A 26,097-nucleotide genomic window follows, 5' to 3' on the forward strand; every position below is an offset into this window, starting at 1 on the left:
CGCTCGCAACAGAACTGCCGTCCCCGACGGGAGGCAGAGGGGGACACCCTTATGAGTCCAGTACTGATCGCCATCGTCGGAGTCGTCGTACTCCTCGTCCTGCTGGCCCTCGTGGTCATCACCCGCTACAAGGTGGCCGGGCCCAGCGAGGCGTTCATCATCACCGGCCGCCGCGGCAAGAAGTCCGTCGACCCGGTGACCGGGCGCGCCAGCATCGACAACAGCGGCCAGAAGGTCGTCGTCGGCGGCGGCGTCTTCGTCGTCCCGTTCGTCCAGCAGAAGTTCACCCTGGACCTGTCCAGCCGGCACATCCCGATCGCCGTGCGCGGTGCCGTCACGCTGCGCGGTGTGAAGTCCAACCTGGAAGGCGTCGCGATCGTCAAGGTCGGCGGCAGCGAGGACGCGATCCGGGCCGCCGCCCAGCGCTTCCTGCAGCAGCAGAACGGCATCGTCGGCTTCACCCAGGAAGTGCTCTCCGGCGCACTGCGTGCCATCGTCGGCCGGATGTCGGTCGAGGACATCATCCGCGACCGGGCCGCGTTCGCCGGCCAGGTGGCGGAGGAGGCCGAGGCCAGCCTGTCCGGCCAGGGCCTGATCCTGGACGCCTTCCAGATCCAGGACATCACCACCGAGGGCTCCTACCTGGAGGACCTCGGCCGCCCCGAGGCCGCCCGCGCCAAGCAGGAGGCGGACATCGCCGAGGCGATCGCCCGCCGCGCCTCCGAGCAGGCCCGGCTGAAGGCCGCAGAAGAGATCGCCATCGCCGAGCGGACGTTCTACCTCAAGCAGGCCGAGATCAAGGCCGAGACGGAGGCCGCCGCCGCCAAGGCGAACGCCGCCGGCCCCCTCGCCGAGGCCGCCCGCCAGCAGGAAGTCCTCCAGGAGCAGGAGAAGGTCGCCGAGCGCCAGGCCGCGCTGACGGACCGCGAACTCGACACCAAGGTCCGCAAGCCCGCCGACGCCGCCCGCTACCAGGCCGAGCAGGAGGCCGAGGCCCGCCGTATCGCCCAGGTCAAGGAGGCCGAGGCGGAAGCCGAGCGCTCCCGCCTGACCGGTGAGGGCGAGAAGCTGCACCGCTCCGCACTCGCCGACGCCGTACGCATCGAGGGCGAGGCCGAGGGCGCCGCCATCGCCGCGAGGGGTTCGGCCGAGGCCGAGGCCATGCGGAAGAAGGCGGACGCCTTCGCCCAGTACGGCGACGCGGCCGTGCTCCAGATGCTCGTCGAGGTACTCCCGCAGGTCGTCGCCAAGGCGTCCGAGCCGCTGAGCGCCATCGACAAGCTGACCGTGATCTCGACGGACGGCGCGAGCCAGCTGTCCCGCACCGTCACGGACAACGTCGCCCAGGGCATGGAGCTCCTCAGCTCCACCACGGGCGTCGACCTCACCGCCCTGCTCAAGAACCTCAGGGGCGCCACCCCGAAGTCGGAGATCCCGGCCCAGCCGGAAACGGCCACCGCGGCCTCGACCAACCAGAACGGCAAGATCGAGGTCACGGACTGACGTCCGCCCCCGACAGCAACACCCACGTGCCCGGCCGGTTCCCCACCGTCCGGGCACGCGCGCGTTTACCTGGGGCGCGTGGGCGTCCGCCTCGAGCACGCGGGCGTCGTGGGTGTTCGCCTTCGGGCACACGGGCGTCTGTCCCCCGGCGCCGCGAGGCCGGCTGGTGCGGTGCGGGGGTCTGCCTGTACGGACGCGACGGCGCCGAGCCGAGTGGCACGGCGCGCGCGGGAGCAGCCAACCTACTCACCTGAGCAGATTGGTGCTTCTGGTTCATCCCCGCGTTCGCGGGGAACAGCCCTTAGCCGTCCGCCAGACCCAGCTCTACATGGGCTCATCCCCGCACGCGCGGGGAGCAGCCGGTGTAAGCCCCGTTCGTGTCCCCGCCGTTGGGTTCATCCCCGTACGCGCGGGGAGCAGGGATGGGTGCTGGACCAGTGGACAGAGGCCGAGGGTTCATCCCCGCACGCGCGGGGAGCAGCCGTCCGCGAAGCGATCGCCTCTGGGGAGACCGGGTTCATCCCCGCACGCGCGGGGAGCAGGTAACTGCTGCTCAGAGGCTGAGACCAACGCTGGGTTCATCCCCGCACGCGCGGGGAGCAGTAAGCCCGGGGGGTTCGTCGTGTTCCGGGCCTGGGTTCATCCCCGCACGCGCGGGGAGCAGTACCGGGACCGGAGGCGCGAGGAGCGCGAGGCGGGTTCATCCCCGCACGCGCGGGGAGCAGCATCTCGCGGTCGTCCACGGCCGTCCGGCGGCGGGTTCATCCCCGCACGCGCGGGGAGCAGGGCCGGCTTGTTGCGCCGGGTGATCTCGGTGTGGGTTCATCCCCGCACGCGCGGGGAGCAGACGACGCTGAGTTCGGTGTCGTTGAACGACATGGGTTCATCCCCGCACGCGCGGGGAGCAGGGCGAGCAGTTCATGGAGGGCATGCCGATCGGGGGTTCATCCCCGCACGCGCGGGGAGCAGAACAGGCTCACGCCGATGGTGGACAGGATCAGGGGTTCATCCCCGCACGCGCGGGGAGCAGCGGCGTCATCCGTCAGTCGATCCACCCGATCGGGGTTCATCCCCGCACGCGCGGGGAGCAGGGGTGCGCCGCGATGGCGGCGGCGAGCTGGTCGGGTTCATCCCCGCACGCGCGGGGAGCAGCGCAGCGGGTACACCGGGAACTGGGTCCGGAGGGGTTCATCCCCGCACGCGCGGGGAGCAGCAAACGTTAAGGGTCCAATCACGATCTACGTGGGGTTCATCCCCGCACGCGCGGGGAGCAGCCCCAACGCGTCGCCGATGCCGGAGGAGGACGGGGTTCATCCCCGCACGCGCGGGGAGCAGGGCCGCGTGCGCGAGTACCGCACCCGGCGGCAGGGTTCATCCCCGCACGCACGGGGAGCAGACTCTGTGACCTGCGGGTTTATCCGACGGACTGGCTGAACTCGAGCAGCTTCAGCAACTCGGACATTTCACCCCTCTCGTCACCTTCGGGGGCCGCCACCGCTCCGGTCATTGACGGGCGCGGGCAGCGGGGATGGCAGTGGTGTGACTCGGTTCGATCAACCTCGGCGACGCAGACGTCTCGACGCCCTCAAGACCCCCCGAACCGACGCCGCTTCGCGGCCTTGCTCCAGCCCTTGGTGGGTGGGGACAGAGCGGGCGGCGGTCTGTCCTTCGGGCGGAGGATCAACGTGAGGCCCTCGTGATCCACCGGGTGCCACTTGTGGTCGTGGGTCTCGAAGGCGTACCCCTGCTCGCTGTTGTCGCTGTACGCAAGGAGCGCTCGCCCTTGGCCCGAATACTGCCTGACCTCCGCCCACAGCGCCTGGCGCACGCGCGTGGAGGGGCCGCCGATGAAGACGCCCGGGGAAATCTCCAGAAGCCAGCGCGTGAGGAATCCGCGCAGGGCCATCGGACAGTTGGTGAGGACAATGACCGTCACCAGATGACGCCCTCGTCGTAATTACGCCCGGCACTGAGCTCCGTGCCACCGTCCGACTGCAGCATCACCTGATCTCGTGATTCTTCGTCGCCTGCATCAGCATCAGCGCCGGTTCCAGAACCGCTCCCGGCCCCGAGGAGTTGCTTGATGTCGGTGACCACGCGGTCCATCAGGCCCGTACGGTTCGCGGCGTCCCGCAAGGCGCGTCGGGTTCGGGAGCCGATGTCTTCGGGGCCCTCGGCCGCGGCGTCGAACGCGACCGGGATGCCGATTTCTGTCTTGTAGAGGTCGGCTATGTCCAGCACGAAGGACAGCTCGTGGCCGGAGTGGACGAACCCTAGGCCCGGAGCGCATCCGAGAGCGGCCACGACGGCGTGGGCGATGCCGTACATGCACTGGGCCGCCGCGGTGATCGCCTGGTTGGGCGCGTCGCCGGATGCGAAGTCGCCCGGAGTGTAGTGACGGCCGTGCCAGGGGACGCCGGTGCGGGCAGCCTCCTTGCGGTAGCAGGCTTTGACGCGCGTGCCCTCGTGCCCGAGCAGTTCGTGACGGGTCAGGCGGGCCGGGTCCTCGTCCGGGAAGCGCAGCCGGTACATGTCGCGGGCGACCGCCAGGCGTCGGCGTTGGTTCGCCCACGCCGTGGCTTGAGCCTGCACCAGGACGGAGGAGCGGGTGAGGGCACGCCCGCCCGCGTAGAAGCGGACTCCGTGTTCACCGACCCAGACCACGCCCGCTCCGCATTCGCCGAGGACGCTCATGGCCTGATGGGTGATGCGGGTTCCGGGGCCGAGGAGGAGTGTTCCGATGGTCGCCGACGGAATGTGCCTCGTGCCCTCCGCGTCCTCGGCGGTGATGGCGTGCGCGTCACGGTGCACGACGCACCGCTCCAGATAGACGAAGGACAGCCGGTCCCCCACCCTGCTCAGTTCACGCGGTGACGAGAGCTTGCGAGCTCCCAGCGACGAAGAGGTCATGGTCCGTCCTCACACCACGGGAGCAAGGGTCATCAGCCCGCAGCCGTAGGCCTTCGCCTTACCCAGTCCGGAAGCCAGCCTCAGGCGGAAGACCTCGGGGTCGGTCACCCGTAGCCGGCCCTGGTAGGTCACGGCGGCGATCCGTACGGCGTTCCTGCCCGCCGCCGCGGAACTGCCCCTACTGCCGGAGCTGCCCCTATTGGCGGAACTGTCCTTACCGGACGAGGCACTGTTATTGCCGAACGAGGGACTGTTCATGACGGACGAGGCACTGTTTTTACTGAATGACAGCCCCCGGGCCCCGCCCACCGCCAGCTCGTACTCGTCCCCCCGCTCCAAACGACGGGCCTCCGGCGCCTTCTCCACGATGGCGAAGCCCCCGCGGTCCTGCTGCTTGAGCAGCCACTCGATCTGGTAGCGGGGCGTCCGGTGCGCGGTGCGTTTCGTCGGCTCGCCCTCCTTGCGACGGATGCTGTGCACCGGGTTGGCCGTGAGCCTGAACGCCCAGACACTGTCGGCGGACAGCCCGGTCAGGAAGGTGGCGTAGTCGTACGTCGACCAGCCCTGGGGCTCCGCCGTCGGCCAGCCCGCCTGCTCCACCAGATGTGTCAGATCCGGCCTGGCCGGGCTGGTGACGTACAGCAGCACCTCGGCCGCTGAGTTGTAGTCGATCCGCCAGAGCACCCGTGGTCCCCCGTCGGGTGTGGGGGGTGCGTCGGGGAAGGAGGACATCACCGCGGCGTGCAGCATCTGTGGTGACGTCAGCAGTCGCCGGGCACCGGTCCTCGCCGCGTTGAAGCGAAAGCGCGTGAGGTACATGTCAGGCACCGTCCCTGTCCAGCTGAGTGAGGTGGCCCACCGCATCGTGCGAGGCGAGGGCCGCCCGCTCGTTCCTCCGGTCGGCACGGGGGTTGGGAACCGTCACCGTTCGCGCGACCACTCCTCGCAGCCCGTACCGCCGGTGACGCGGGTCGAAGCTGATCGGCTGATCCCGTACCGCATCACCCGGCCCCTCCGCACCGTCGTCGTCGGGCCCGGTTTCCAGGAGCACGGTGAGGTCGACGGACTCGTCCTTGCGCCGCCGTCGGCAGTACCAGTCGGACGCCTGCCACTCGTGGGCGGCCAGCGTCGCGGCCAGCTCGGCTCCGGGATGCAGCCCCATATCGATGTTGCGGCTCGGCGGGCATGACCTCCGACCGAGGAAGGGCAGGAAGACAGGATGGCGTACGGCTGCGAGCAGTCGTACGAGCAGGTCCTCGTCGCCCTCAAACCCAGCGACGAACACGGCGTCCGCGAGGTAGAAGCGTTCGGACACCGGCATGGATTTGCCCGTGTCGTCGTGGTGCGCGGTCTGGAAGTCCCGGATACGGGTGCCCGGCTGGTCGATGCGTACGCCGAAGCGCAACGCGGCCAGGTCGGAGAGATCAGCGTCTCTGGGGCGTCCGAGCGCCGCGGCCAGAAGGCCGACCACTCCGCTCTTCGTGGGCGCCGAATCCGTGGTGCGGCGCGAGAAACGGGCCGAAGAGCCCCAGGCCTGGAGCGGACCGGCGAGCCGGAGGGTCAGGACGCTCATTCAGACGCCGCCCAGCCGGTCGCCGACTGCCGCACCCACCGACTCGACGAGCTGGGCCAGGGTGACCTCTGTACCCAGGCCCGCCAGCGCGTCCGTGGCTGATCCGACCCGCACGACCCACGTGCTCGTGTCCTTCTCGGCTCCGTACGCCGCCTCGACACCGGGCACGTACGTAGCGAGTGCCGTGCATGCCTCCTCGACATGGCCTCCCGTGCCCTTCGCGACCACAGGCGCCTCGAAGGCACCGGCGAAGCTGATCGGGCGGGACGTCCGCAGCTTCACCACGACGGCGTCGGGGAGGGTGTGGTTGCCGAACGTGTTGATCTTGCCGGTGGGGAGGGAGGTGATGAAGCCCTCCAGGAACGCCTCGACGGCCCTGCGTACCGGCTCGGTCGCGGGGCTCCCGTCGTTCGATCCCGCTCCGAGGTTGTCGTGCAGCCGGTCCACATCAACCGCGGCGTAGCGGTAGAGGGTGCTCGAGTTGAAGTCGACGGTGCCGATCATTCCGGCCCCGGACTCGTCGGAGGCATTTCGGTCATCCACAGCGGTGAAGTAGTCGGACTCGGTCTCCACCGCATGCACCCCGATCGCGTGAGCGACTTGGGCGGCCGCGTCCACATTGATGTCGGTGGTGTCCGCGACCATACGGCCGAAGAGCGCGATGTCAACGGAGTGACTGCTGTTGGCGAGAGCCCTGGCCCTGGCCTTCCTCTCCTTGTTCTTGAAGAACTCCTTGGCCTGCTCGCCCGACCGCAGCCCTTCGACCGCCAGGCCCGCGAGGGCGTCGATCTGGCGCGTGCTCAGGAACAGGAGATAGGACGACTCCGGTGCCGGCTCCGAAGCCTCCTCCCCACCCTCGGCCCGCTCCTTGGCCGAACTCGCCCTGCGCTTGGGAGCCTCGACCTTGGTGCCGGTCGCCGCGGCGACTGTCTCCGCGGCGAAGGCGAGTACCTTCTCCCGCTGGTCGCTCAGCGTCTCGTCCTGGGCGATGATCCGCTCGGCCAGCGCCTCGGCCACCTTCCGGGTGCGCACACCCAGTTCGCTGGGGTCGAGGAGGTTCCGGAACGCCGTCCGGGTGGCCCGCTTCCACGCCTGGCTGGAGACACGGGAACGCCGGACGCCCCCGTACACCGCGGATTTCGGCGATCCGGTGTCATCCCTGTTCAGGTTGCTGGGCGGAACGGTCTGGAGGATGTGCACGTCGAGAATGGTGCGGCTCACGAAGGGTCCTTGTCGGTCGTGCGGATGATCCGGTGGTGGAGCACCCGGCAGGCAGAGGCGATGATGCGGTGTCCCCGAGCTCGTTACGGGGCGTCCCCCTCGGGCTTGACCGGCCCGTACGAGTGGAAGCTCCGGCCCCATGCGCGATGCACCTCGGCCCGGCCTCCCGGCCGCTGCCAGGCGTACAGCTGCGAGGCGAGCTTCCCGTAGTCCATGGCGATGTCGTCGCGCCTCAGCAGCACGACGAGTTCGCGCAGACGAGTGGCCAGGGCGTCGATGGACGTCGCTGTGCCGGCGCGTACGAACCGCTTGCGGATGGGCTCGTCCATCGCGGCGTCGGGCATCAGCCTGCGGACGGCCTTGCCGAGGCCAGGACCGTCCTTGACGTGCATGTCCGCCGCATGGTGGCCCTGTTGATGCAGTGCCCACAGGGTGACGGCCATGTGAACCGCGCTCTCGGCGCGGCCCGCGTCCTCCTCGCGCCACCCTCGTACGTACAGCGCTTCGGCCCCGATGAGGCCCCAGAGGTCAGGGATCTCACCGGCCGGCTTACCGGCGCCCCGCCTGATGCGTGCCACGGTGGCGACAGCCTCCGAGCGGTCCTCTCGGTACCCCCACTGCAGGCGCGAGACATGGGAGTGCACCGTCTCGTTGATCAGGTCCGCGGCGGACAGGGATTCCGTCTGTACGGGGGCGCCGGTCGACGCGCCGCTCCTCCGCCGGTCTGCGCTCATGCCGTCTCCTCCACCAAATCCTTTTCGCCGAGCGGACCTTGCGATGTGACGCCGCGCGGCGCGGGGATCGGAAGAGCCCTGGGCAGTGCCTTGCCCAACCGGATCCGGAACCACTTGTCGGCGCTCGTGTCGTCGAACCACTGAGGGCCCTTGCCCAGGTCCAGCACTCGGCCCTCCCACGCGGCGGTGGTCACCGAATCCAGCAGGTCGTCGCCCAGATCCCTGATGATCCGGCCCACCCGCTGCTGCCATGCCTCACGCTCGCGCGCCGGGTCGTCGCTCTCCCCGAGCCGCCGCAGCCAGAGCCTGTAGGGACCGTCCAGCTCGCCGTATCCCCGTTCGCGGGCCGCATCCCGGTGCGTGTCGTGGTCGGAACCGGCCGCTCGGGCGAGGTCGGCAGCGAGGTCACCCAGCGCTCTCACCGCGAGGTCCGCGTCACCCACCGCGTCGACGGCCGCAGCGGCGTACCGCTTGTCCTGCGCGTGCAGAAGGACGACGGGCATGGTGACGCCGTCGTCGACCAACTCGTCGATCACCGACTGCTGCGTTCCGTATCGCGCCCCGACGATGCGCGTCCTGAAGAGAAAGCCTCTCGGCAGGGCCTGTTCGTGGACCAGTCGTGCCATCCAGGTCAGCAGGCCCGGCCGGAGAAATGCCGCCGGCTCCCCGCTCTGCGCTCCGCCCTTCCCCGGCCCGTTCTGGAGAAGGCCGGCCAGGCCACGCCAGGCACCTCGTGCGGGGTCGTGCTCACGGGGCATGTAGACGCGCGGCAGTCCGTGCTTCTTCTCCTGCGCCTCGCTGCGCCGCCAGCCCGTCATGGGCTCCAGCAGCTGCTTGTTCCTCGACACGATGGGGTCCCCGTAGCCGAGTACGACGCCGTACACACCGGTGTCGTCGTGGTGCAGGCGCACCCTCCGCGTCTGCCAGGTGTAGAGATCCCGGGGGCCGGAGGGCCGGGAGGCGAGGTTCAGCGGCGACTCCGCGCCCGGTCCGCAGGGCTCGCGGCACCAGGCCGGAGTGTCGTCGTCCCTGAAACGCAAGGTGGAGTGGTCAGGGGCTACGAGGTTGAGGAGCAGCGATTCACGCAGGTTCGTCCCCTCCGCCATCACCCCGCCCAGGTTGCCCGCCCAGCCGACTCCCTGCGGGTAGACCTTTCCGCCCTTGACCCGGTCGTCGCCCGCCATGCCGGACTTGATGCCCGACGTGTCGAAGGCATGGGTGTGGACCAGCCATCTGGCGGCCTCGGCGAAACCGAGGCGCTCGGCCTCGGGCATGCGCATGCTGAAGAAGGGGTCTCCGTTGGGGACATCGGCCACGATGCGGTTCAGTGAGAAGACTTCGTCCTTCTCCGTGTGCAACCCGGCGACCTGGAAGAAGGGCTGGTGCGGATGGAGGAGGTCGAAGCGTGCACGATGCCGCTCCAGGTAGGCCGGTACGGCCTCGAAGGCGTCCTCGCTCTCCCAGAGATCCGCCCAGTCCTCGACGTCGTCCGGCCCGTCCACGGCGTCGTGCAGAATCGCCAACAACAGTCTGACCAGGGCGAATTCCTGCGTCGGGACGTCACCCACCAGCCTCCGCACACCGCTTGCCTGGGCGAACACGTCCAGCAGCGACAGCTCGGCAGTCGTGCCGTCGACCCGCTGGACCGGCAGCCACGGGCGTGACACCAGATCGAACGACGGCACGTGTTCCACCAGCCTTACGTCGAGGGCGCCGGGGCGCCCCACCCTGAGTCCGTCAGTACTGCTGTACTCGATTTCATAGCCTGCCAGTTGGGTCTGACAGTGCTCGTCGAGCTCCAGAATCAGCTCCCCGGCCAGCCACGGGCACTCCTTCGCCTGCCAGGCCGGAATCAGCAGCTCCTCCAGCTCGTCGATGGCCCGGTCCAGGACCCATGGCTTCGAGAAGTGGAACGGCAGCCGCATCGTGCTCCCGGCGAGGGCTCTTGCCGCCCCCGGTTGCGGAACCGCATCGGTCGGCAGCGCCAGCCCCCCGCGCCCCCGGTCGAGCCAGGGAACCGTGGTCAGCGAACCGTCCGGCTGCCGCTGGACGACCAGTACCTCAAGGCTCTCCTCACTGTCCCTGACCTGGGCGCGGCCGGCCCGGGAGTCGTCGGCGTCGCCCACACCCGCGTCGATCCAGCCGATCACCGGCCGCCCCGGCTTGCGGACCCGGTCCAGCCGGTAGACCTCCGCCTCGGTCTGTTGCTCCGCACGGCGGGTCCGGTGCTCCAGATCGGCGGCGGTCATCGCCTCCGCCCAACTCGCCGGGCCGATCGGCTGTTCTCCGTAGGCCGTCTGGACGAGCTGGAGGATGTCCTGCGGAAGGCTCAGGGTGCTGCCCGGCGCGTGCAGGTACGGGCGGAGCACGGCGAGGGACCGCAGCAGGGTGTGCCGTCCGTACACCCGCTCCGAACCCCGTACCGGTTCGGGCGGTGTGCCGTTCCAGTCAACCCCCGTGACCAGGCACCGGGCCCGGCGCAGGGCCGGCGGCCGTTGGTTCTGGCCGGGTCCCCGCTGGTGCCGGTGCAGGCGCCCCATCCGCTGGAGCATGAGGTCCACGGGACAGAGGTCGGTGACCAGGAGGTCGAAGTCGACGTCAAGGGACTGTTCCGCGACCTGGCTCGCCACGACGATGTGCGGTTTCGGCCCACGCGGACGATCGCCGTTCGGCCCGAAGAGTCTCAGGAGCCTCGCGTCCAGCGCGGCCCGGTCCAGGTCCATGAAGCGGGAGTGCGCGACGGTGACGTCCGCCGTGCCGCCGAAGCGGGAGCGCAGCCGTTCCGCCGTCTCCAGCACCCGGTCGACGGTGTTCCGTACGACGAGTGCGCAGCCACCGCCGGACAGCGCGTCGGCCAAGGTGTCGCCGAGCACGGACACATCGTCGTCGAGCGGTTCGAGCAGGACGTCCGTACCCCGGTCGGCAGCCGCCGGCGGGCACTCGGTCAGTGGGGCGCTGCCCGGCGCGACGGCCGTCAGCACCGGATATCCCTGCGCGGCGGTGGCGTTGTCGGAGATTCCCTCCGGAGAGGTGTCACCCGTGTATGCCCCGATCAGAGCCCGCCGCGTGGCGGCGGGCAGGGTCGCGGAGAGCACGACGACCGGCACCCTGTAACTGCCCAGCCAGGACAGCACCCGCTCCAGGTAGACGTTCATGTAGGCGTCGGAAGCGTGAGCTTCGTCGATCACGACGACCTTGCCCGCCAGTGCGAGATGGCGCAGCGCCAGGTGGCGGCTCTTGAGCCCCGCGAACAGGAGTTGGTCGATCGTCCCGACCGCGAACGACGAGAGCATTCCCTTCTTGCGGCCTCGCAGCCACTGGTGGGCTATCAGCTCTGCCGCACCCGGCCGGGCGTCCCGCGAGGCCCGACGGGTACCGGCCGGGCCGTCCACATCCACGGCTCGGACGCCACCTCCTCCGCCTGCGCGCATCAGCCCCACGTACTCGTCGTTCAGCGCGGCCTTGGCATGCGCGAGGAAGACCGAGTGGCGCTCGGCGCCCGGCAGGTGGTCCAGCCACTTCAGGAGGCGCGGGAACATGGCGTTGCCCGTCGCCCGGGTCGGCAGGGCGACGAAGCACCCGCCGGCCCCGCTGCGGGCCGCGAATATCTCCACCGCGGCGAGGGCCGCCTCGGTCTTGCCCTCCCCCATCGGTGCCTCGATCACCATCAGCCCCGGCTCGGGAAGGGCACGCGCGAGCCGTACGGCGGCTTCCTGCACCGGCCGGATCCCGGCCCCGGCCGGCAGGTCGAACCGCGATGCGTACAACTCGGCCGGCGTCCCCTCCGGCTCTGCGGGCTCCCACGGGCCAGGCAGATCAAGTCCGCGCCAGGCGGCGGCAATCCGCTCGTCCGGGGTACGCGGTACGTCTTCGGGAAAGTACGGAAAGAGGTCGGGGTTGCTCGCGATCCAGTCGGAGACGATGACGAGGGCCGTCAGCAGCACCTGCACGGTCTGCGGCAGCTTCACCGAGCGCCAGGCGTCGAGTCGTTCGCGTACGCCGTAAGCCTCCGCGCAGGCATCAAGCAACTCGTCCTGCACACCGCGCCAAAGTGCCTCGCTCGGCCCCGGAGTGCGCAGCAGCTCGGGGTGCCTGTCGAGATCGTGGATCTGCGCGTACCCGGGTGGCACTCCGTGGTGCCCACCGGCCACCACCGCGAACTGCCCGGCGGCGCGCACCGTCCACCCGTGCCGCTCCACGAGCCATTCCTGCATCAGGAACTGCCCGGCCAGCCCGTGCGGCGCCATACGCCGGTCGTCCCCCCACTGCTTCTGGTGCGGCATGTCCAGCCCGGCCCCGCGCATGCCGTCGGCGAGCCCATCGACCTGGCAGGCGAAGGCGGGCGTCGCCTTCCCGATGTCGTGCGTGGCAGCCAGCCAGACGACGAGGCGGCGGGCGTCGTCCGGGTGCGGGACGACGTCAACAATCTGCTGCCGGATCAGGCGGGGAACCCACTCGTCCCAGAGGAGGCCGGCGATAGCCGCACTGTCGGACATGTGCTGCCAGAGGGGCAACCAGCCTTCGGTGGGACGGTCGTGCTTGGCCCACACGGTGCGAGTGGGCGCGGTCAACGCCGAGCTGGGGAGGGGGCGTATCCGGCTTGCGTGGGACATGCGGACATTGAATACAGCTTGGCGTTCGAATGTGCCTCGTCTTCTGAATCCACACCTTGGAGGATGTGTTTGCGGTAATGAGCGTGGCCGCCCTCGGGACTTGGGAAGACGGCCGCATCCATCCCGAAGGGGGTAAATGGGAGAGGAGGGCTGTTTGCCCGATTCGGCAACTTGGGACTGTCCTCGTCGCGACATACTCTGGACCCTCGTCGGGCTCGTCGAACTTGGCGAGTTGCGCCGCGGACGTAGGTCGGCTCGGCCCCCGGTTCCCCACAAGTGTGGGGATGTCCCCTGCATGAACTCCCGTTGGGCGTCACCCAACGCTTGCTCCCCGCGTACGCGGGGATGAACCCCATCGGGGCTGGACTACACCGACGATCTGGCCGCCGGTTCCCTCGCACGTGCGAGGGAACCGGGTCCGGATGGTCGGCTCCCGCAATCTCATACGTTCAGTCCACAGCAGCCTCAACTGCATAAACTCATGTTGAGCACTCATGACCTTGCAACCAGGTTCGCGGAAGACCGCTCGGGGATGACGCACGTGTGCCATGCTCCTGAAGTAGGCGCACCAGGACCGGAGTTGGGCGGCCATCTACGTCGCGCCTCGCCAGGACCCGCACCCGTCAGCCTGCACGCCAAGCCACTCTGCAGAACGGAATGAGTCATGACCGCAGCACATGGACCCGCAGCCGCACAACCTGAGTTCGACCAGCCGTTCACCCGACAGCTCTTACTGACAGTCATTGGAGCTGGTGCCGGTTCCATGCCCCCAGTCGACCCAGGGATTCGCGTGGTGGTAGTCATCATCGTGCTGATCATTTTCGGTCGTTCACTACGCGGCAGCCGCACGTCAAACTGACTGAACCAACGCAGTGCGCGAATGCCACCTGCCAGGCTCCGGAGGGTTACCTCGACTCAAGGAGGGCGCACCCGATCCGGGTGACGTGGTGGAGCATTTGACCGCTCGTGCCGCGGTGTCGGCCCCTGGCCCGTCGGTGCTACGCGGTGAGAAGGGCATCTGAGGCTCGACCGGTGCGGCGGGAAAAAGCAGAGCAGACGGGCGTAACGGGGCTAATGGGACCAGCGGGCACCCCTGCCCGGCCGGGTACAGCCTCCAGCCCCCGCCGGGAGACCCGGATGCGCTCGTATGCCGACGCGACGGGCGTCCGTGCCCGCCCCGACCGCGTCTCCAGCCGCGTATGCGCTGCTCGACCGTCGCCGCCCATGATCCAGAACGCCCCCGCTTCCGGCTTCGGCCGGCGGCGGGGGCCCCTCATCGTGTCCGGGGTCAGCCCCGTCGTGCCGCTCCATCCGGCCACACCACATCTACCGGCACTCCAGCAGCTCGGGCCTCCTCCACCGTGTCCGCTGTACCCCCGCCCTTCCCCGAAGGAGCAAGGCCGTCCCAGACGGCGACGAGCCGATCGGCACGCTGCAAGAGCTCGGCGTTGGCCGCCTCGTAAGCGCGGCGGCCGGCAGTCTCATGCGGCAGCGTAAACACCTCGACGGCGGTCTCGACCAGGTGATCGAAGACTGCCGCGTACTCTGGCTTGACCTTCCGGGCGCGGTAGTCCTGAGAGGGGATCACGACCACCAAACGTCCGCCCACGGCATTAACCTCTTCGGCGAAGATGCTGTCCGATCCCGCTGCAATGCAGGAGACCCCCGTCAGGTCCTCGCTGTAGCCGGCCAGCAGACTGCGCAGAGCCTCGCGCACGAGCGGCACGCTCTCGTCTGTCAGGTCCATATGCCCGGTCACGGCCAATGTCGTCATGCGCCCGTCCCTCAGCTCGACAGCAGGTCGCGGATACTATCGCGCGCCTCCCGCACCGGACGCGAGGCGCTGTGCCCCACGGTGTAGGGGTACAACTGCCCGAGCTGTGCGCGGACACGCCCCGACTGCGTCCCTCGCGCGGCCTGCACCGCGAGAGTTGCTTCGGCGGCAGCCGACCGGATATCGCCAGCGAGGAACTGGCATTCCGCCAGGCCGATACGGTCGAGCGCGTGGGAACGCCCGGCCTCCTGGCCGCGGTATGCCAGGGCGGTCCGGATCTCGGCAGCTGCCTGGGCGGCGTGTCGGCGCGGGTCGGCGCGGGCGAGGTCGAGAAGCCGTCCCCCGGTGACGCCCGCGAGCTCTGCCTCGTCGAAGTACGCAATCCAGTAGGGCTCTTCGTCGCTGCCTGCTGCTGCCAGCGCCTCGGCTGCTCGGGCCGTCGCCCGCTGGAACCCCGCATGTCTGCCCTGGGTTGCGTATGCCCACGCCTCTCGCGTGTGGAGCATGGCACGGACTCGGGGCCCCATGACATCGCGGGCGCCTTCCTGGGCAAGGTGGATGAGCTGGAGCGCGTCATCGGCCCGGTCGCGGTAGAGCATCTGGCGGGCCATTCCGGCGAGCACGTTGGCCCCGAAGATGATGTCACCTCCGGCGTGCGCGGCACGGAGCGCGAGGCGGTAGTAGTCCTGGGCCCGCCGTTGCAGACCGGAGTCCCATGCCATCGTCGCGGCGGTGCCGGCCAGCTGGGCCATGACGCGATACAGCCGGTCCGCGACAGCGGGTGCCTGGTGGTCGTCGAGGGCGCCGGAGACCTCGGCGAGCTGGCCGAGCACTGCCTTCCTCCGGAGTCCGCCGCCGTACTGGTGGTCCCACTGGCGGAAGGCCCGCGCGGTGGTCTCCAGCTCCGCGACATCACCCATGCCGAGTCGACCGGGACGGCGGTGCTCCGGCACGATGGCGGCCGGCACGAGCCAGCCTTCGAGGCTGTCGAGGAGCGCAGCGCCGGTTACAGCGGCACCGGCGAGGGCGCGAGTGAGGGCCCTTCGGTCCATCACGAGATCACTTCTGGTGAGGTGGGTGGCCAGGTCCACAGTGGCGTCGGGCCGCCACGGGATCTCGTCCGTGTCTGGCCGTTCACCTGGAACGTCTGGCTGATCGTGCTGTGCTGAAGTGCGATCGCCCTCCCAGGGCCGCGGTGCGAGCCCGAGCAGGATGCCCGGGATGCGGAGACCGTCAGCGATTCGGCAGACGACGTCAAAGCTGGTGACGCGCTGGGCCCCGCTGATGATCGTGGACACCTTGCCCGGGGTGAACTGGCAGGCGGAGGCGATGCGGTTCTGGGAGAGGCCGCCCCATTTCTTGATCAGGGTGAAGACGGCTGCGAAGTCGTGCTCGATGAGCGCCGCCCGAACGTCAGCTCTGTCGAGCACGTCCGGGGTGAGCAGGCCGGGGGTGGTGGCATCCATGGTGACTTCCGTTGCGATCCTATGCACGCGCAGGCGCCTTGCTGGAGGAGCAACGAGTGCATGACCGCCTCGGTAACCCCTCCTGGTCATACCGCAGTTAGCCCCACCAGTCGATGCTGTTGAGGCGATGACAACCGACGGCTGGGGCACTCCATGGGAATGACGCTCAAGGTGTACGAAGTGGACAGGGCGGGGATCACCCGCGTCTTACGGCCGGAGGCCGAGGTTGTTCCGGTCACGACAGTGGACCCCAGCGCCGCGTTCCCTGACTGCGAATGTCCCCGCCACCGCCCCGCCGGCACTGATGGCGCGTACCGCGTGTTCCTCGGGCACACCGCCCAGTGCGCCGCCTGCCGCGCCGGAGCACCCTGCCCCACGGCCGCGCCTGGCGGGAGACCCGCCGATGACCCCCCGGTCGGTGATGCGGTTCACGGAGTGGACGATCGGCGCTCCCCGCGGCGAGGCACCGCAGACCTTCATCCTGATCCGCTGCCTCACCCCGGGCTGCGGCAAAGAGCCCGAGCCGAGCCGCTCACACATCACCCCTGACACCTGGGCGCTGAAGCACGCCGGGCGGATGGGGCACACCGAGTACGAAGAGGTCGCGCGCTGCCGCCTCGTCGCCACCCCTAAGGAGGCCCGGTGATCTGTGATCGCTGCGAGCAGCTGATGCGGCCGGACGAGGCCGAGCAGATCTATATCGACGCGGCCTCGGGCGCCGGGGGCACGGTCAACGTCCACAGGATGCTGTGCGCCAGGCCCCGAACGCACCCACAGTCGCACCCGCAGCACCCGGCTCGCTGATCTCCCGCCCGTACCCGAGGCCGACAGCGGTCCAGGTGCGGGCGGGCATACTCCCGAACGAGGTCGGCAAGGGTTCATTCCCGCGTGCGCGGGGAGCAGGCGAGGTTCCGCTGCGCGTAGTCCTTGTGCTGGGGTTCATCCCCGCACGGCGGGGAGCAGGCCCGGTGGCCGTCCGGGGCCGAGGCCAAGCTGGGTTCATCTCCGCACGCGCGGGGAGCAGGGCGTTGGTCTTGTCGTGAGGCCGAAGTACGTCGGGTTCATCCCCGCACGCGCGGGGAGCAGGGCGGAGTCCTGATCAAGAAGAACGGCTATGTGGGTTCATCCCCGCACGCGCGGGGAGCAGGGTCGGGGGCGCCGGGGAAACGGCCGCTCATTCGGTTCATCCCCGCACGCGCGGGGAGCAGGGCCTGACGCGCGCCCAGCGGTACAACCGCGCGGGTTCATCCCCGCACGCGCGGGGAGCAGGTCCGGGTTCTGATGATCGCGGCGCAGGACCGGGGTTCATCCCCGCACGCGCGGGGAGCAGGACGGTATCGACGACGGCGGACAGATACCGGCGGGTTCATCCCCGCACGCGCGGGGAGCAGCACTCACCCCTGGGCGGGTTGTTCGCGCGGCTGGGTTCATCCCCGCACGCGCGGGGAGCAGATCACCGCACGGATCGATGGCGACTCCGTGGAGGGTTCATCCCCGCACGCGCGGGGAGCAGACCGTGTGCAGATTCACTGGGTCGACGACGTGGGGTTCATCCCCGCACGCGCGGGGAGCAGGTCTCTGCGGCCTTCAAAGCGTCGCCGGAGACGGGTTCATCCCCGCACGCGCGGGGAGCAGTCCTCGACGGTACAGACCGCCGGCCTGTACCCGGGTTCATCCCCGCACGCGCGGGGAGCAGGCAGCGATCTTGCTGTAGCTGGAGTTCGGCCCGGGTTCATCCCCGCACGCGCGGGGAGCAGGGCTTCAACGCCACCGTCGCCATCCAGGGGCCGGGTTCATCCCCGCACGCGCGGGGAGCAGGGGTCATCCGGGCCGGGCGGCGGCCGGTTGCTGGGTTCATCCCCGCACGCGCGGGGAGCAGGTGCTGCTCCGGGCCACCGTGGTGTCCCCGACGGGTTCATCCCCGCACGCGCGGGGAGCAGGACCAGGACGCGATCACCGTCTCGGCCGTGGTGGGTTCATCCCCGCACGCGCGGGGAGCAGAACCAGTCGTAGTGCGGACCGTCGTGGCGAGGGGGTTCATCCCCGCACGCGCGGGGAGCAGGGCTGTTTCAAGTGCGAGCAGCCGTACAGCAAGGGTTCATCCCCGCACGCGCGGGGAGCAGGTTCTCGGCCTTCACGTCCTTGGCTGCCGCCAGGGTTCATCCCCGCACGCGCGGGGAGCAGTGCCGGCGCGGCGATGACGACTTGTCGTGGCAGGGTTCATCCCCGCACGCGCGGGGAGCAGCCCCGGAGTACACATGTCTGCCGTCCAGTCGCCGGGTTCATCCCCGCACGCGCGGGGAGCAGTGCCGGCGCGGCGATGACGACTTGTCGTGGCAGGGTTCATCCCCGCACGCGCGGGGAGCAGCCCCGGAGTACACATGTCTGCCGTCCAGTCGCCGGGTTCATCCCCGCACGCGCGGGGAGCAGTGCCGGCGCGGCGATGACGACTTGTCGTGGCAGGGTTCATCCCCGCACGCGCGGGGAGCAGCCCGTGTCCGCGAACGCTGGAATGGTGCACCCGGGTTCATCCCCGCACGCGCGGGGAGCAGTTCTCGCTCCATCCCCGCGTCGCCGTCGACGTGGGTTCATCCCCGCACGCGCGGGGAGCAGTGCCTTGCTGAGGGGGGCGACCAGGGCGAGGCGGGTTCATCCCCGCACGCGCGGGGAGCAGCGGAGAGGGACAACCATGATCGAACTCCCCGCGGGTTCATCCCCGCACGCGCGGGGAGCAGACGGACGGACAGGGCGGGGGCGACAACCCCGAGGGTTCATCCCCGCACGCGCGGGGAGCAGGTGTTCCCCCCGTCCGACGACGTGCTGTTCGGGGGTTCATCCCCGCACGCGCGGGGAGCAGTCGACCCGCTGTGCATCTCGCAGGCCGACCGCGGGTTCATCCCCGCACGCGCGGGGAGCAGGAAGTCCCCCAGCACCCACCGGTCCGGTCATAGGGTTCATCCCCGCACGCGCGGGGAGCAGCTTGGCCGGGCAGGCAAAGACCCCGGCTGCTGGGGTTCATCCCCGCACGCGCGGGGAGCAGGTGGGCGGGCTGCAACCGAACGTGTCCTACTCGGGTTCATCCCCGCACGCGCGGGGAGCAGCGCGACGCGAGCCGCGGACTCGGTCGCGAGGCGGGTTCATCCCCGCACGCGCGGGGAGCAGCTCCCGCTGGCGCTGCTGCTCCCGCTCCTCCCGGGTTCATCCCCGCACGCGCGGGGAGCAGGAGCATTCGCCCGGTCAGGCCCTTGCGGGCGAGGGTTCATCCCCGCACGCGCGGGGAGCAGACTGCCTGACCTCGGGTTCTCTGGACGCATCCTGCCATTTCGAAGCAGCTTCACGAAGTCCGGCATACATGACCAAATCGCCCATCACTGAACCCGAGCCCGCACCGTTCACCGCCCGAACCCCGTAAACCGCACCGCTCGTCCGTGGCGCCGGAGAGCAAGGCGTACCGGAGAGAGCCGCCCGCCCCACAGCGCAAGGCGCACCAGGGAAGCCATCCACCCACGGGCGGAACGCAAACTCGAAGACCCCATCAAGGGTCCGGTTAGGGTAATGCGGGACTAAAGAGATCACCAAGTGCGTTCAGTAAGCGTCGCACTCCTCGGGAGGAAGCCATGGGAACCCACCGCACCACGCTGCCCGGAGTCGGAGTGCAGTACGACTACACCACCGAATCGGGCCAGCACATCTCCGTCGTCGTGCACCACGACGGGCGCCGGTTCATCGGGTTCTACGACCAGGACGATCCTGATTCGTGCCGGCTCTCCGTACCCCTGACTCCACAGGAGGCCACCGGGCTCGCGCACCTCATCGACGCCGCGCCGATCGACGCCGTACGGACCGACGGCATCGATCTGGTCACCGAGCACATACCGCTCGGGACGCGTTCCCCGTACGGGGGCCGGCTGCTCGGGGACACCCGGGCCCGGACCCGGACCGGGGCCTCGATCGTGGCGGTGCTGCGTACGCACAGTGCGCATCCGTCACCTGGGCCGGACTTCCGGCTCGCCATCGGGGACACGCTCGTCGCCGTCGGTACGCGCGAGGGCGTGGACACGCTCTCCGAAATCATTGCGGAGGGCTGACCGTGCACGACAACACGACCGCACTACTGGTGGAGCTCGGCTCCGTCATTCTGGGACTGGGCATCATCGGGCGGTTCGCGGGGCGAATAGGGCTCTCGCCGATCCCCCTCTATCTGCTCGCCGGACTCGCGTTCGGCCAGGGCGGGCTGCTGCCGCTCGGGGCCAGTGAGGAGTTCACCGCCGTCGGCGCCGAGATCGGCGTCATCCTGCTGCTGCTCCTGCTGGGGCTGGAGTACAGCGCGAGTGAGCTCGTCACCAGTCTGAAGACGCAGTACCCGTCCGGTGCCGTGGACTTCGTGCTCAACGCGACGCCGGGGGCCGTCGCCGCGCTGCTGCTCGGGTGGGGGCCCGTGGGGGCGGTGGCGCTGGCCGGGGTCACCTGGATCTCGTCGTCCGGGGTGATCGCCAAGGTGCTCGCCGATCTGGGGCGGCTCGGCAACCGGGAGACGCCCGTCATCCTCGGGGTGCTGGTCATCGAGGACCTGTCGATGGCCGTCTACCTGCCGCTGCTCACCGCGATGCTCGCGGGCGTGGGCCTGGCCGGCGGGAGCATCGCGCTCCTCGTCGCGCTCGGCACCGTCGGATTCGTCCTCTATCTCGCGCTGCGGCACGGGCGGCTGATCAGCCGGGCCGTGTCCTCCGACAACCCCGAGATGCTGCTGCTCGTCGTGCTCGGACTGACCGTGCTGGTCGCCGGGGTGGCCCAGCAGTTGCAGGTGTCCGCGGCCGTCGGGGCATTCCTCGTCGGCATCGCGCTCTCCGGAGAGGTCGCGGAGGGGGCGCGCAAGCTGCTGACCCCGTTGCGGGATCTCTTCGCCGCCGTCTTCTTCGTGTTCTTCGGGCTCTCCACCAATCCCGCGGACATCCCGCCGGTGCTGCTCCCGGCCGCGCTGCTGGCCGTCGTCACCGTCTTCACCAAGATCGCCACCGGCTGGTACGCAGCCCGGCGGGCCGGCATCGGGTCGCGCGGGCGCTGGCGGGCCGGTGGCACGCTCGTCGCCCGCGGCGAGTTCTCCATCGTCATCGCCGGTCTGGCCGTGGCGACCGAGCCCCGCATCGGCCCCATCGCCACCGCGTACGTCCTGATCCTGGTCATCGTCGGCCCGCTCACCGCGCGCTGGACCCAGCCCGCCGTCGAGCTGATCAAGAAGTGGCGCGCCAAGGACGGCGGCACGGCTCCCGGGGCCGACAGCGGCACGATTCCCGCCGCCCGGGTGCCCGCGCCGCAGGAGGAGCTGGCTCAGACCGCCGACTGAACCTCAGTCGTCCTGGGCGGCGGGGAGGTCGGGCACCCAGCCCAGGGGGTACGCGTCCGCGCCGCCCCCGGACACGGCCGGCTCGCCGCCCGCCGCGGTGAACGCCGTCAGCGCCTCGATCAGCGCGGACCGCTGCTCCGGCGCGAGGCGTTCGACGATCGAGGCGATCTCGCGGCGGCGGCCGGCCGTGACGTCCTCGACCAGTTGGAGGCCCTGCGGGGTCACCCGCAGTGCCGTCTCCCGGCGGTTGGCCGGGTTGACCTGCCGTTCGGCCAGACCGGCGACGATCAGCCGGTCCAGCATCCGCATCGCGGTCGACGGATTGACGCCCAGGCGCTCGGCCAGCGAGACGAGCTTGGCGTCCCCGTGCGTGGCGAGGACCACCAGCAGCCGGAACTGCGGCAGCGTCACCCGGTCCTCGACCGCCGCCAGCGACCGTGCGGAGACCGCCACCAGCAGTCTCGACGCGGTCAGCACGGCCCGCGTCACCGCGTCGACGTCGTCCCTGCCGGGAGCGGACGGTCGTTTCTCAGATGCCTGTTCGTGCGCGGCCATGCCCCTTTGTACCGTGCCTGGCCGGCAGTACCGGAAGCCGGGCGGGGCCGTGACCGAAAGGTGTCGTCCCGCCATCCGGTTCACGGAGTGCGACGGTGGCGTACATCTTTGGATTGTGCAACGTTTGCACCGTGACGCATCAATCCGCGGCCTCGTCCGACCCCAGGCCCCCGTCCCCTCCGACGGGCTGGCGGCGTGCCGCCGTCCGGCTGCCGGTCCACATGTTCCGGGCCGGGCTCGGACCCCTGTTCCGGGGGCGTCTGCTGCTCCTCGTCCACACCGGGCGCGCCTCGGGACAGCCGCGCCGCACGGCCGTCGAGGTCGTCGAGTCCGCGACGGTGGACGGCCGGCGGAGCTGGACGGTGGCGTCCGGATCCGGGCCCGCCGCCGACTGGTACCGCGATCTGCAACAGACGCCGCAGGCCACCGTGCAGGTGGGCCGCCGGTTCCACGCGGTGACGGCGGCCGATCTGCCGGCCGGGGAGGGCGGCGAGCTGACGGCGCGGTACGCGCCCCGGCACCCCCGGATCGCACGGCGGCTCCGCGCGTACCCGGGGTTCACGGTCGACGGCAGCGAGGCGGACCACCCGACCCTGGGCGAGGCCATCGCGTTCGTACGTCTCACCGAGGGCGCCCGGACCGCCGGGAGCAGTAACCGCTGAGGACCGCGCGCTGACCGCCGGGAGCGGGCGCTGAGGGCCGGGGTCAGCTCCGTGCCCGTGCGGGTTCCTCCACCGGGTGGGCGTGGGGCACGCCCCGGCGGTAGAGGAGCACCGTGACCAGGAACCCGACGGCGAAGAAGCCCGCGGACCACCAGTACGCGGTGGAGTAGCTCTCCAGCTGGGCCTGGGCGACGGCCTCCGGGGTCGGGCGGCGGCCGACCAGGTAGCGGGTGGCCGCGCTGGTGGCGAGGGTGTTCAGCAGCGCCGTACCGATGGAGCCGCCCACCTGCTGGCTGGTGTTGACCATCGCGGAGGCCACCCCGGCGTCCCGGGGGGCGACCCCGGCGGTGGCCAGGTTCATCGCCGTGGCGAAGATCATGCCCAGTCCGAGCCCCAGGCAGATCAGCGGGGGCAGCACATGGGCGAGATAGGTGCTGTTCAGGTCCAGGGCGGTCAGCCACACCATGCCGGCCGCCGCGAGGCCCATGCCGAGCGGCACGATCGGTTTGGCGCCGAGCCTCGGCACCAGGACGTTCGTCGTCGTCACGGACGTCGCGATCATGACGGCGATCATCGGCAGGAAGGCCAGACCGGTGCTGACCGGCGAGTAGAACAGGCTCTTCTGCAGGAAGTACGTGAGGAACAGGAACACCCCGAACAGGCCGCCGCCGGAGATGAACATCGCGAGGAACGACGCGGCCCGGTCCCGGTCGAGCACCACCCGCATCGGCAGGAGCGGATGCGCGGCCCTGGTCTGCCACCACGCGAACGCCGCCACGAGTACCACGCCGGCCGCCAGGAAACCCCAGGTGTCGGGGGAACTCCACGGATGCGTCTCGGCCCTGGAGAATCCGAACACGATGCAGAAGAGTCCGGCCGAGACCAGCACGGTCCCCGGGATGTCGAGCTTCGGACGGTCCACGGGCGCGCCCGCGTCCAGCAGGCGCCAGCCGCCGAGGAAGGCGACGAGCGCGAACAGCAGGTTCACGTACAGGCACCAGCGCCAGTCCAGGTACTCCGTCAGCACCCCGCCGAGCAGCAGCCCCACCGCACCGCCCGCGCCCGCGATGGCCCCGTAGATACCGAAGGCCTTGGCCCGCTCCTTCGGGACGGTGAACGTCGTGGTGAGCAGGGAGAGCGCGGCCGGGGCCAGCAGCGCGCCGAACATGCCCTGGAGGGTGCGGGCCAGCACGAGGATCTCGAAGCTCGGGGCACCACCGCCGATCGCCGAGGCCACCGCGAAGCCGACGAGTCCGGTCAGGAACACCACCCGGCGGCCGACCAGGTCGGCGATCCGGCCGCCGAGCAGCAGCAGCGAGCCGAAGGCGAGGGCGTACGCCGTCACGATCCACTGGCGGTTGCCGTCACTGAAGCCGAGGTCCTGCTGGGCGGAGGGCAGCGCGATGTTCACGATCGTCGCGTCGAGCACCACCATCAGCTGGGCGAGCCCGATCACCCCCAGCACCCACCACCGGTGGGACGAGCCGCGCCCCTTCCCGCCCTCGGCCGGCTCCCGTGACGGACGCGCGTGTCGGGCCATGGTGCGGATCTCCCTCGTTGCGCACACCGCCGGTATCCCCCGAGTGATCACGCTAGGCGGAGGGCGGACGGCCCGCATGCGGGGAGCGCCGTCGGGGCGCGGTCCTGCCGGGACCCGGCAGGACCGGGGAGGCAGCGCGCGGGCGGCTCACACCTCCTTCGCGGGCCAGTCCAGCAGCCGGGCCCCGATCACCGCCGTCTGGAGGGTGTAGCGGTGCATCGGGTCGGACGGGTCGGAGCCGGTCAGCTGGTGGATCCGCTCCAGCCGGTAGGTGAGGGCCCGCACACTCAGCGCCAGCCGGCGGGCCGTCTCGGCCGCCACGCAGCCCGACTCGAAGTACACGGACAGCGTCTTGAGCAGCGGTTCCGCTCCGCCCCGCGCCTCCTGGAGCGGGCCCAGCTCGCTGCGCACCAGGTCGGACATCGCCTGCCGGTCCCGGGTCAGCACCGGGTAGACCAGCAGATCGGCGGAGTACAGCACCGGATCGTCCAGGTCCATCCGGTCGGCCAGATCGAGCGCGTCGAGCGCCTCGTCGTACGACTGGACGACACCGCCGGGGCCCCGGTGGGCACGGCCGACGGCGACCCGGCCGCCGTCCGTCGCCGCGTGCGCCTGCTTGGCGAAGTACCTCAGGACGTCGGGCTGACTGCCGGGCGCTATGCATATCAGCCGCCCGTCCTTCGTCGTGATGAGGATCTTCCGGCCGCTGAACCGGGCCAGCAGCGCCGACTCCACCTGCCGGGGCACGGCATCCGTCTCGGTGTACGCCTCGGGGCCCGCCGCCACCGCCACCGCGTGGGCGCGCGAGAGCCGCAGCCCGAAGCGCGTGGCCCGCTCGGCGAGCCGGCCCAGGTCGCTGCGCCCGTACAGCAGGTCGTCGATGAACTCCCGGCGGGCCGCCTCCTCGCGCCGCACGGTGAGCCGCTGCGCCCGCTCGAAGCCCTCCGCGAACGCGTCGACCGCCTGCTCCGCCGCCGCCAGCACGCTCTCGGCGACCGCGGCAGAGGTGGCCGCCGTGGCGCCGGGGGCGGCGGCCGGCCAGGAGGTGCGGGTCTCGGTCAGGTGCATCCGGACCAGGGCGCGGAGCTGGTGTCCGGCCTCGGCGGCCTGCCTGCCCAGAGTGCGCCGGGTCTCCAGCTCCTCACGGGTGAGCCGACGGCCGGTGACGGCGACCTCACCCAGGACGTGGGCGTAGCCCTCAAGGAAACTGTCGGGAATCTCCGGCTCAGGCACGCGCCCGCCTCCAGTTCTGCTTCGTTGCTGACATTGGCACAACGCTCACGGTCCGGTGCCGGTGCCCGGCATCGAGGACGGAGAAAGATTGCCGTGTTCCGGCAGTGCGACGGCCCGGCCCCCAATGACACGATCCGGTCAGCACCAACCGGGGGACCACGGGGGAAACACGGGGGTGCGAACGGGGGTACGGGGGAAGGCCCGGCTGCCGCGGGACCGCTGACGGCGGTACCGCGGCGCCCGGGTCGTCGCCGGACCACGCGCAGACGCCGGCAGTGCTGTCGGCGGGACGGCAGGGGGTGGGACCGATGCGGGAGTTCCTGACAGCGACGTTGTCCTTCCCGGCCGTTCTCTTCGCCGCGGCGCTCGTCGTCGTGATCGCCTTCTGGCTGCTCGTCCTGGCCGGCGCCGCCGACCACCACTCCTTCGACGCGGACCTCGACGCCGACATGGCCGGGGTCGGCGGTGTGCCGGTCACCGTCTCGGTGTCCCTGATGGTGGCCGTCGCCTGGTTCACCTCGCTGGCCGGTTCGGTCCTGCTGCACCGTAGCGACGTCACCGGCACCGCCCGCGCCGCGCTCGCCTTCGGCATCCTCGCCGGCGCGCTGCTGATCTCCTGGGCCGTGGCGCGGGTGCTCGTGCACCACTTCCGCCGCTTCTTCCCGGACCAGCCTCCACCATCGCGCCAGGACTTCCTGGGCCGGGTCTGCACCATCCGTACCGGCTCGGTCGGTCCGGACTTCGGGCAGGCCGAGGTCGCCGCGGCCGACGGGTCCACCGCGATCGTCCAGGTCAGGCAGTTGCGGCCGGACGACGCGGAGCTGACCTCGGGGAGTTCGGGGCTGCTGTACGCATGGGACGACGCGGGCGAGTTCTTCTGGGTCTCGCCGTACGACAAGGCGCTCGACCCGGGACCGCCGCAGCCGCTGCCCACGCACCGGCGCGCCGCCCCCGGCCACACCGCCTGAG

19 protein-coding genes and 2 CRISPR repeat arrays are annotated in these 26,097 nt (G+C 70.5%); of the genes, 7 read left to right on the top strand and 12 right to left on the bottom strand.

Annotated features, from left to right (window positions below; translation table 11 throughout):
- The first annotated feature begins 51 nt into the window (after window positions 1-51).
- A complete protein-coding gene (locus ACIQM0_RS28020) occupies window positions 52-1,503 on the top strand; it encodes a flotillin family protein (protein ID WP_401291688.1) in 1,452 nt (483 codons plus the stop codon).
- 269 nt (window positions 1,504-1,772) lie between these two features.
- Window positions 1,773-2,899: direct repeats of the CRISPR family, unit length 29 nt; unit sequence GGGTTCATCCCCGCACGCGCGGGGAGCAG.
- 189 nt (window positions 2,900-3,088) lie between these two features.
- Here ACIQM0_RS28020 and cas2e read toward each other — a convergent pair.
- The 9 genes from cas2e to ACIQM0_RS28065 form a co-directional block, all read right to left on the bottom strand.
- Entirely contained in the window at window positions 3,089-3,439 is a 351-nt protein-coding gene (gene cas2e / locus ACIQM0_RS28025; protein ID WP_385029951.1) for a type I-E CRISPR-associated endoribonuclease Cas2e, read from the bottom strand.
- Entirely contained in the window at window positions 3,436-4,413 is a 978-nt protein-coding gene (gene cas1e / locus ACIQM0_RS28030) for a type I-E CRISPR-associated endonuclease Cas1e (protein ID WP_401291691.1), read from the bottom strand. Before cas1e ends, cas2e begins: the two co-directional genes overlap by 4 nt.
- Before the next feature lie 9 nt (window positions 4,414-4,422).
- Window positions 4,423-5,232: a type I-E CRISPR-associated protein Cas6/Cse3/CasE gene (gene cas6e / locus ACIQM0_RS28035; RefSeq protein WP_401291694.1), complete on the bottom strand. Its 810-nt coding sequence runs from the start codon at window positions 5,230-5,232 to the stop codon at window positions 4,423-4,425.
- A gap of 1 nt (window position 5,233) precedes the next feature.
- Window positions 5,234-5,986: a type I-E CRISPR-associated protein Cas5/CasD gene (gene cas5e, locus ACIQM0_RS28040; RefSeq protein ID WP_401291697.1), complete on the bottom strand. Its 753-nt coding sequence runs from the start codon at window positions 5,984-5,986 to the stop codon at window positions 5,234-5,236.
- Window positions 5,987-7,207: a type I-E CRISPR-associated protein Cas7/Cse4/CasC gene (cas7e, locus tag ACIQM0_RS28045; protein WP_401291699.1), complete on the bottom strand. Its 1,221-nt coding sequence runs from the start codon at window positions 7,205-7,207 to the stop codon at window positions 5,987-5,989.
- Window positions 7,208-7,290: 83 nt separating this feature from the next.
- The gene (gene casB, locus ACIQM0_RS28050; protein ID WP_401291702.1) at window positions 7,291-7,941 is read right to left on the bottom strand and encodes a type I-E CRISPR-associated protein Cse2/CasB; all 651 of its coding nucleotides are present in this window, start codon (window positions 7,939-7,941) and stop codon (window positions 7,291-7,293) included.
- A complete protein-coding gene (casA, locus tag ACIQM0_RS28055; protein WP_401291705.1) occupies window positions 7,938-12,554 on the bottom strand; it encodes a type I-E CRISPR-associated protein Cse1/CasA in 4,617 nt (1,538 codons plus the stop codon). Before casA ends, casB begins: the two co-directional genes overlap by 4 nt.
- A gap of 1,288 nt (window positions 12,555-13,842) precedes the next feature.
- Complete coding sequence (locus ACIQM0_RS28060; protein WP_401291708.1) at window positions 13,843-14,328, bottom strand: hypothetical protein; 486 nt, start codon at window positions 14,326-14,328, stop codon at window positions 13,843-13,845.
- A gap of 11 nt (window positions 14,329-14,339) precedes the next feature.
- Window positions 14,340-15,884: a helix-turn-helix domain-containing protein gene (locus ACIQM0_RS28065; protein ID WP_401291711.1), complete on the bottom strand. Its 1,545-nt coding sequence runs from the start codon at window positions 15,882-15,884 to the stop codon at window positions 14,340-14,342.
- Between the two features lie 313 nt (window positions 15,885-16,197).
- On the opposite strand from ACIQM0_RS28065, the gene ACIQM0_RS28070 reads away from it, so the two are divergent.
- The 4 genes from ACIQM0_RS28070 (at window position 16,198) to ACIQM0_RS28085 (ending at window position 21,138) form a co-directional block, all read left to right on the top strand.
- Entirely contained in the window at window positions 16,198-16,440 is a 243-nt protein-coding gene (locus ACIQM0_RS28070) for a hypothetical protein (protein WP_401291713.1), read from the top strand.
- Entirely contained in the window at window positions 16,437-16,598 is a 162-nt protein-coding gene (locus ACIQM0_RS28075) for a hypothetical protein (protein WP_401291716.1), read from the top strand. Before ACIQM0_RS28070 ends, ACIQM0_RS28075 begins: the two co-directional genes overlap by 4 nt.
- A 70-nt stretch (window positions 16,599-16,668) precedes the next feature.
- A CRISPR array of direct repeats spans window positions 16,669-19,078; the repeat unit is 29 nt; unit sequence GGGTTCATCCCCGCACGCGCGGGGAGCAG.
- Between the two features lie 333 nt (window positions 19,079-19,411).
- Complete coding sequence (locus tag ACIQM0_RS28080) at window positions 19,412-19,882, top strand: cation:proton antiporter regulatory subunit (RefSeq protein WP_123460321.1); 471 nt, start codon at window positions 19,412-19,414, stop codon at window positions 19,880-19,882.
- Between the two features lie 2 nt (window positions 19,883-19,884).
- Window positions 19,885-21,138: a cation:proton antiporter gene (locus ACIQM0_RS28085; RefSeq protein WP_401291719.1), complete on the top strand. Its 1,254-nt coding sequence runs from the start codon at window positions 19,885-19,887 to the stop codon at window positions 21,136-21,138.
- 3 nt (window positions 21,139-21,141) lie between these two features.
- Here the strand turns inward: ACIQM0_RS28085 and ACIQM0_RS28090 are convergent, their stop codons facing one another.
- Window positions 21,142-21,693, bottom strand: a complete 552-nt coding sequence (locus tag ACIQM0_RS28090) for a MarR family winged helix-turn-helix transcriptional regulator (protein ID WP_401291722.1) — start codon at window positions 21,691-21,693, stop codon at window positions 21,142-21,144.
- A 131-nt stretch (window positions 21,694-21,824) separates the two neighbouring features.
- Between ACIQM0_RS28090 and ACIQM0_RS28095 the strand changes: the two genes are divergently transcribed.
- The gene (locus ACIQM0_RS28095; RefSeq protein WP_401291724.1) at window positions 21,825-22,355 is read left to right on the top strand and encodes a nitroreductase family deazaflavin-dependent oxidoreductase; all 531 of its coding nucleotides are present in this window, start codon (window positions 21,825-21,827) and stop codon (window positions 22,353-22,355) included.
- A 43-nt stretch (window positions 22,356-22,398) separates the two neighbouring features.
- On the opposite strand, the gene ACIQM0_RS28100 is transcribed toward ACIQM0_RS28095, so the two are convergent.
- Both ACIQM0_RS28100 and ACIQM0_RS28105 read right to left on the bottom strand, forming a co-directional pair.
- Complete coding sequence (locus ACIQM0_RS28100) at window positions 22,399-23,895, bottom strand: MFS transporter (RefSeq protein ID WP_401291727.1); 1,497 nt, start codon at window positions 23,893-23,895, stop codon at window positions 22,399-22,401.
- 147 nt (window positions 23,896-24,042) lie between these two features.
- Window positions 24,043-25,128 carry a PucR family transcriptional regulator gene (locus ACIQM0_RS28105; protein ID WP_401291730.1) on the bottom strand — a complete coding sequence of 362 codons (1,086 nt, stop codon included), beginning with the start codon at window positions 25,126-25,128 and terminating at the stop codon, window positions 24,043-24,045.
- 308 nt (window positions 25,129-25,436) lie between these two features.
- On the opposite strand from ACIQM0_RS28105, the gene ACIQM0_RS28110 reads away from it, so the two are divergent.
- Window positions 25,437-26,096 (top strand): hypothetical protein, encoded by a 660-nt coding sequence (locus tag ACIQM0_RS28110; protein ID WP_401291732.1) that lies wholly within the window; start codon window positions 25,437-25,439, stop codon window positions 26,094-26,096.
- Window position 26,097: the final 1 nt, after the last annotated feature.

This window comes from Streptomyces sp. NPDC091387, from assembly GCF_044756945.1.
In the GTDB taxonomy this organism is placed as follows: domain Bacteria; phylum Actinomycetota; class Actinomycetes; order Streptomycetales; family Streptomycetaceae; genus Streptomyces.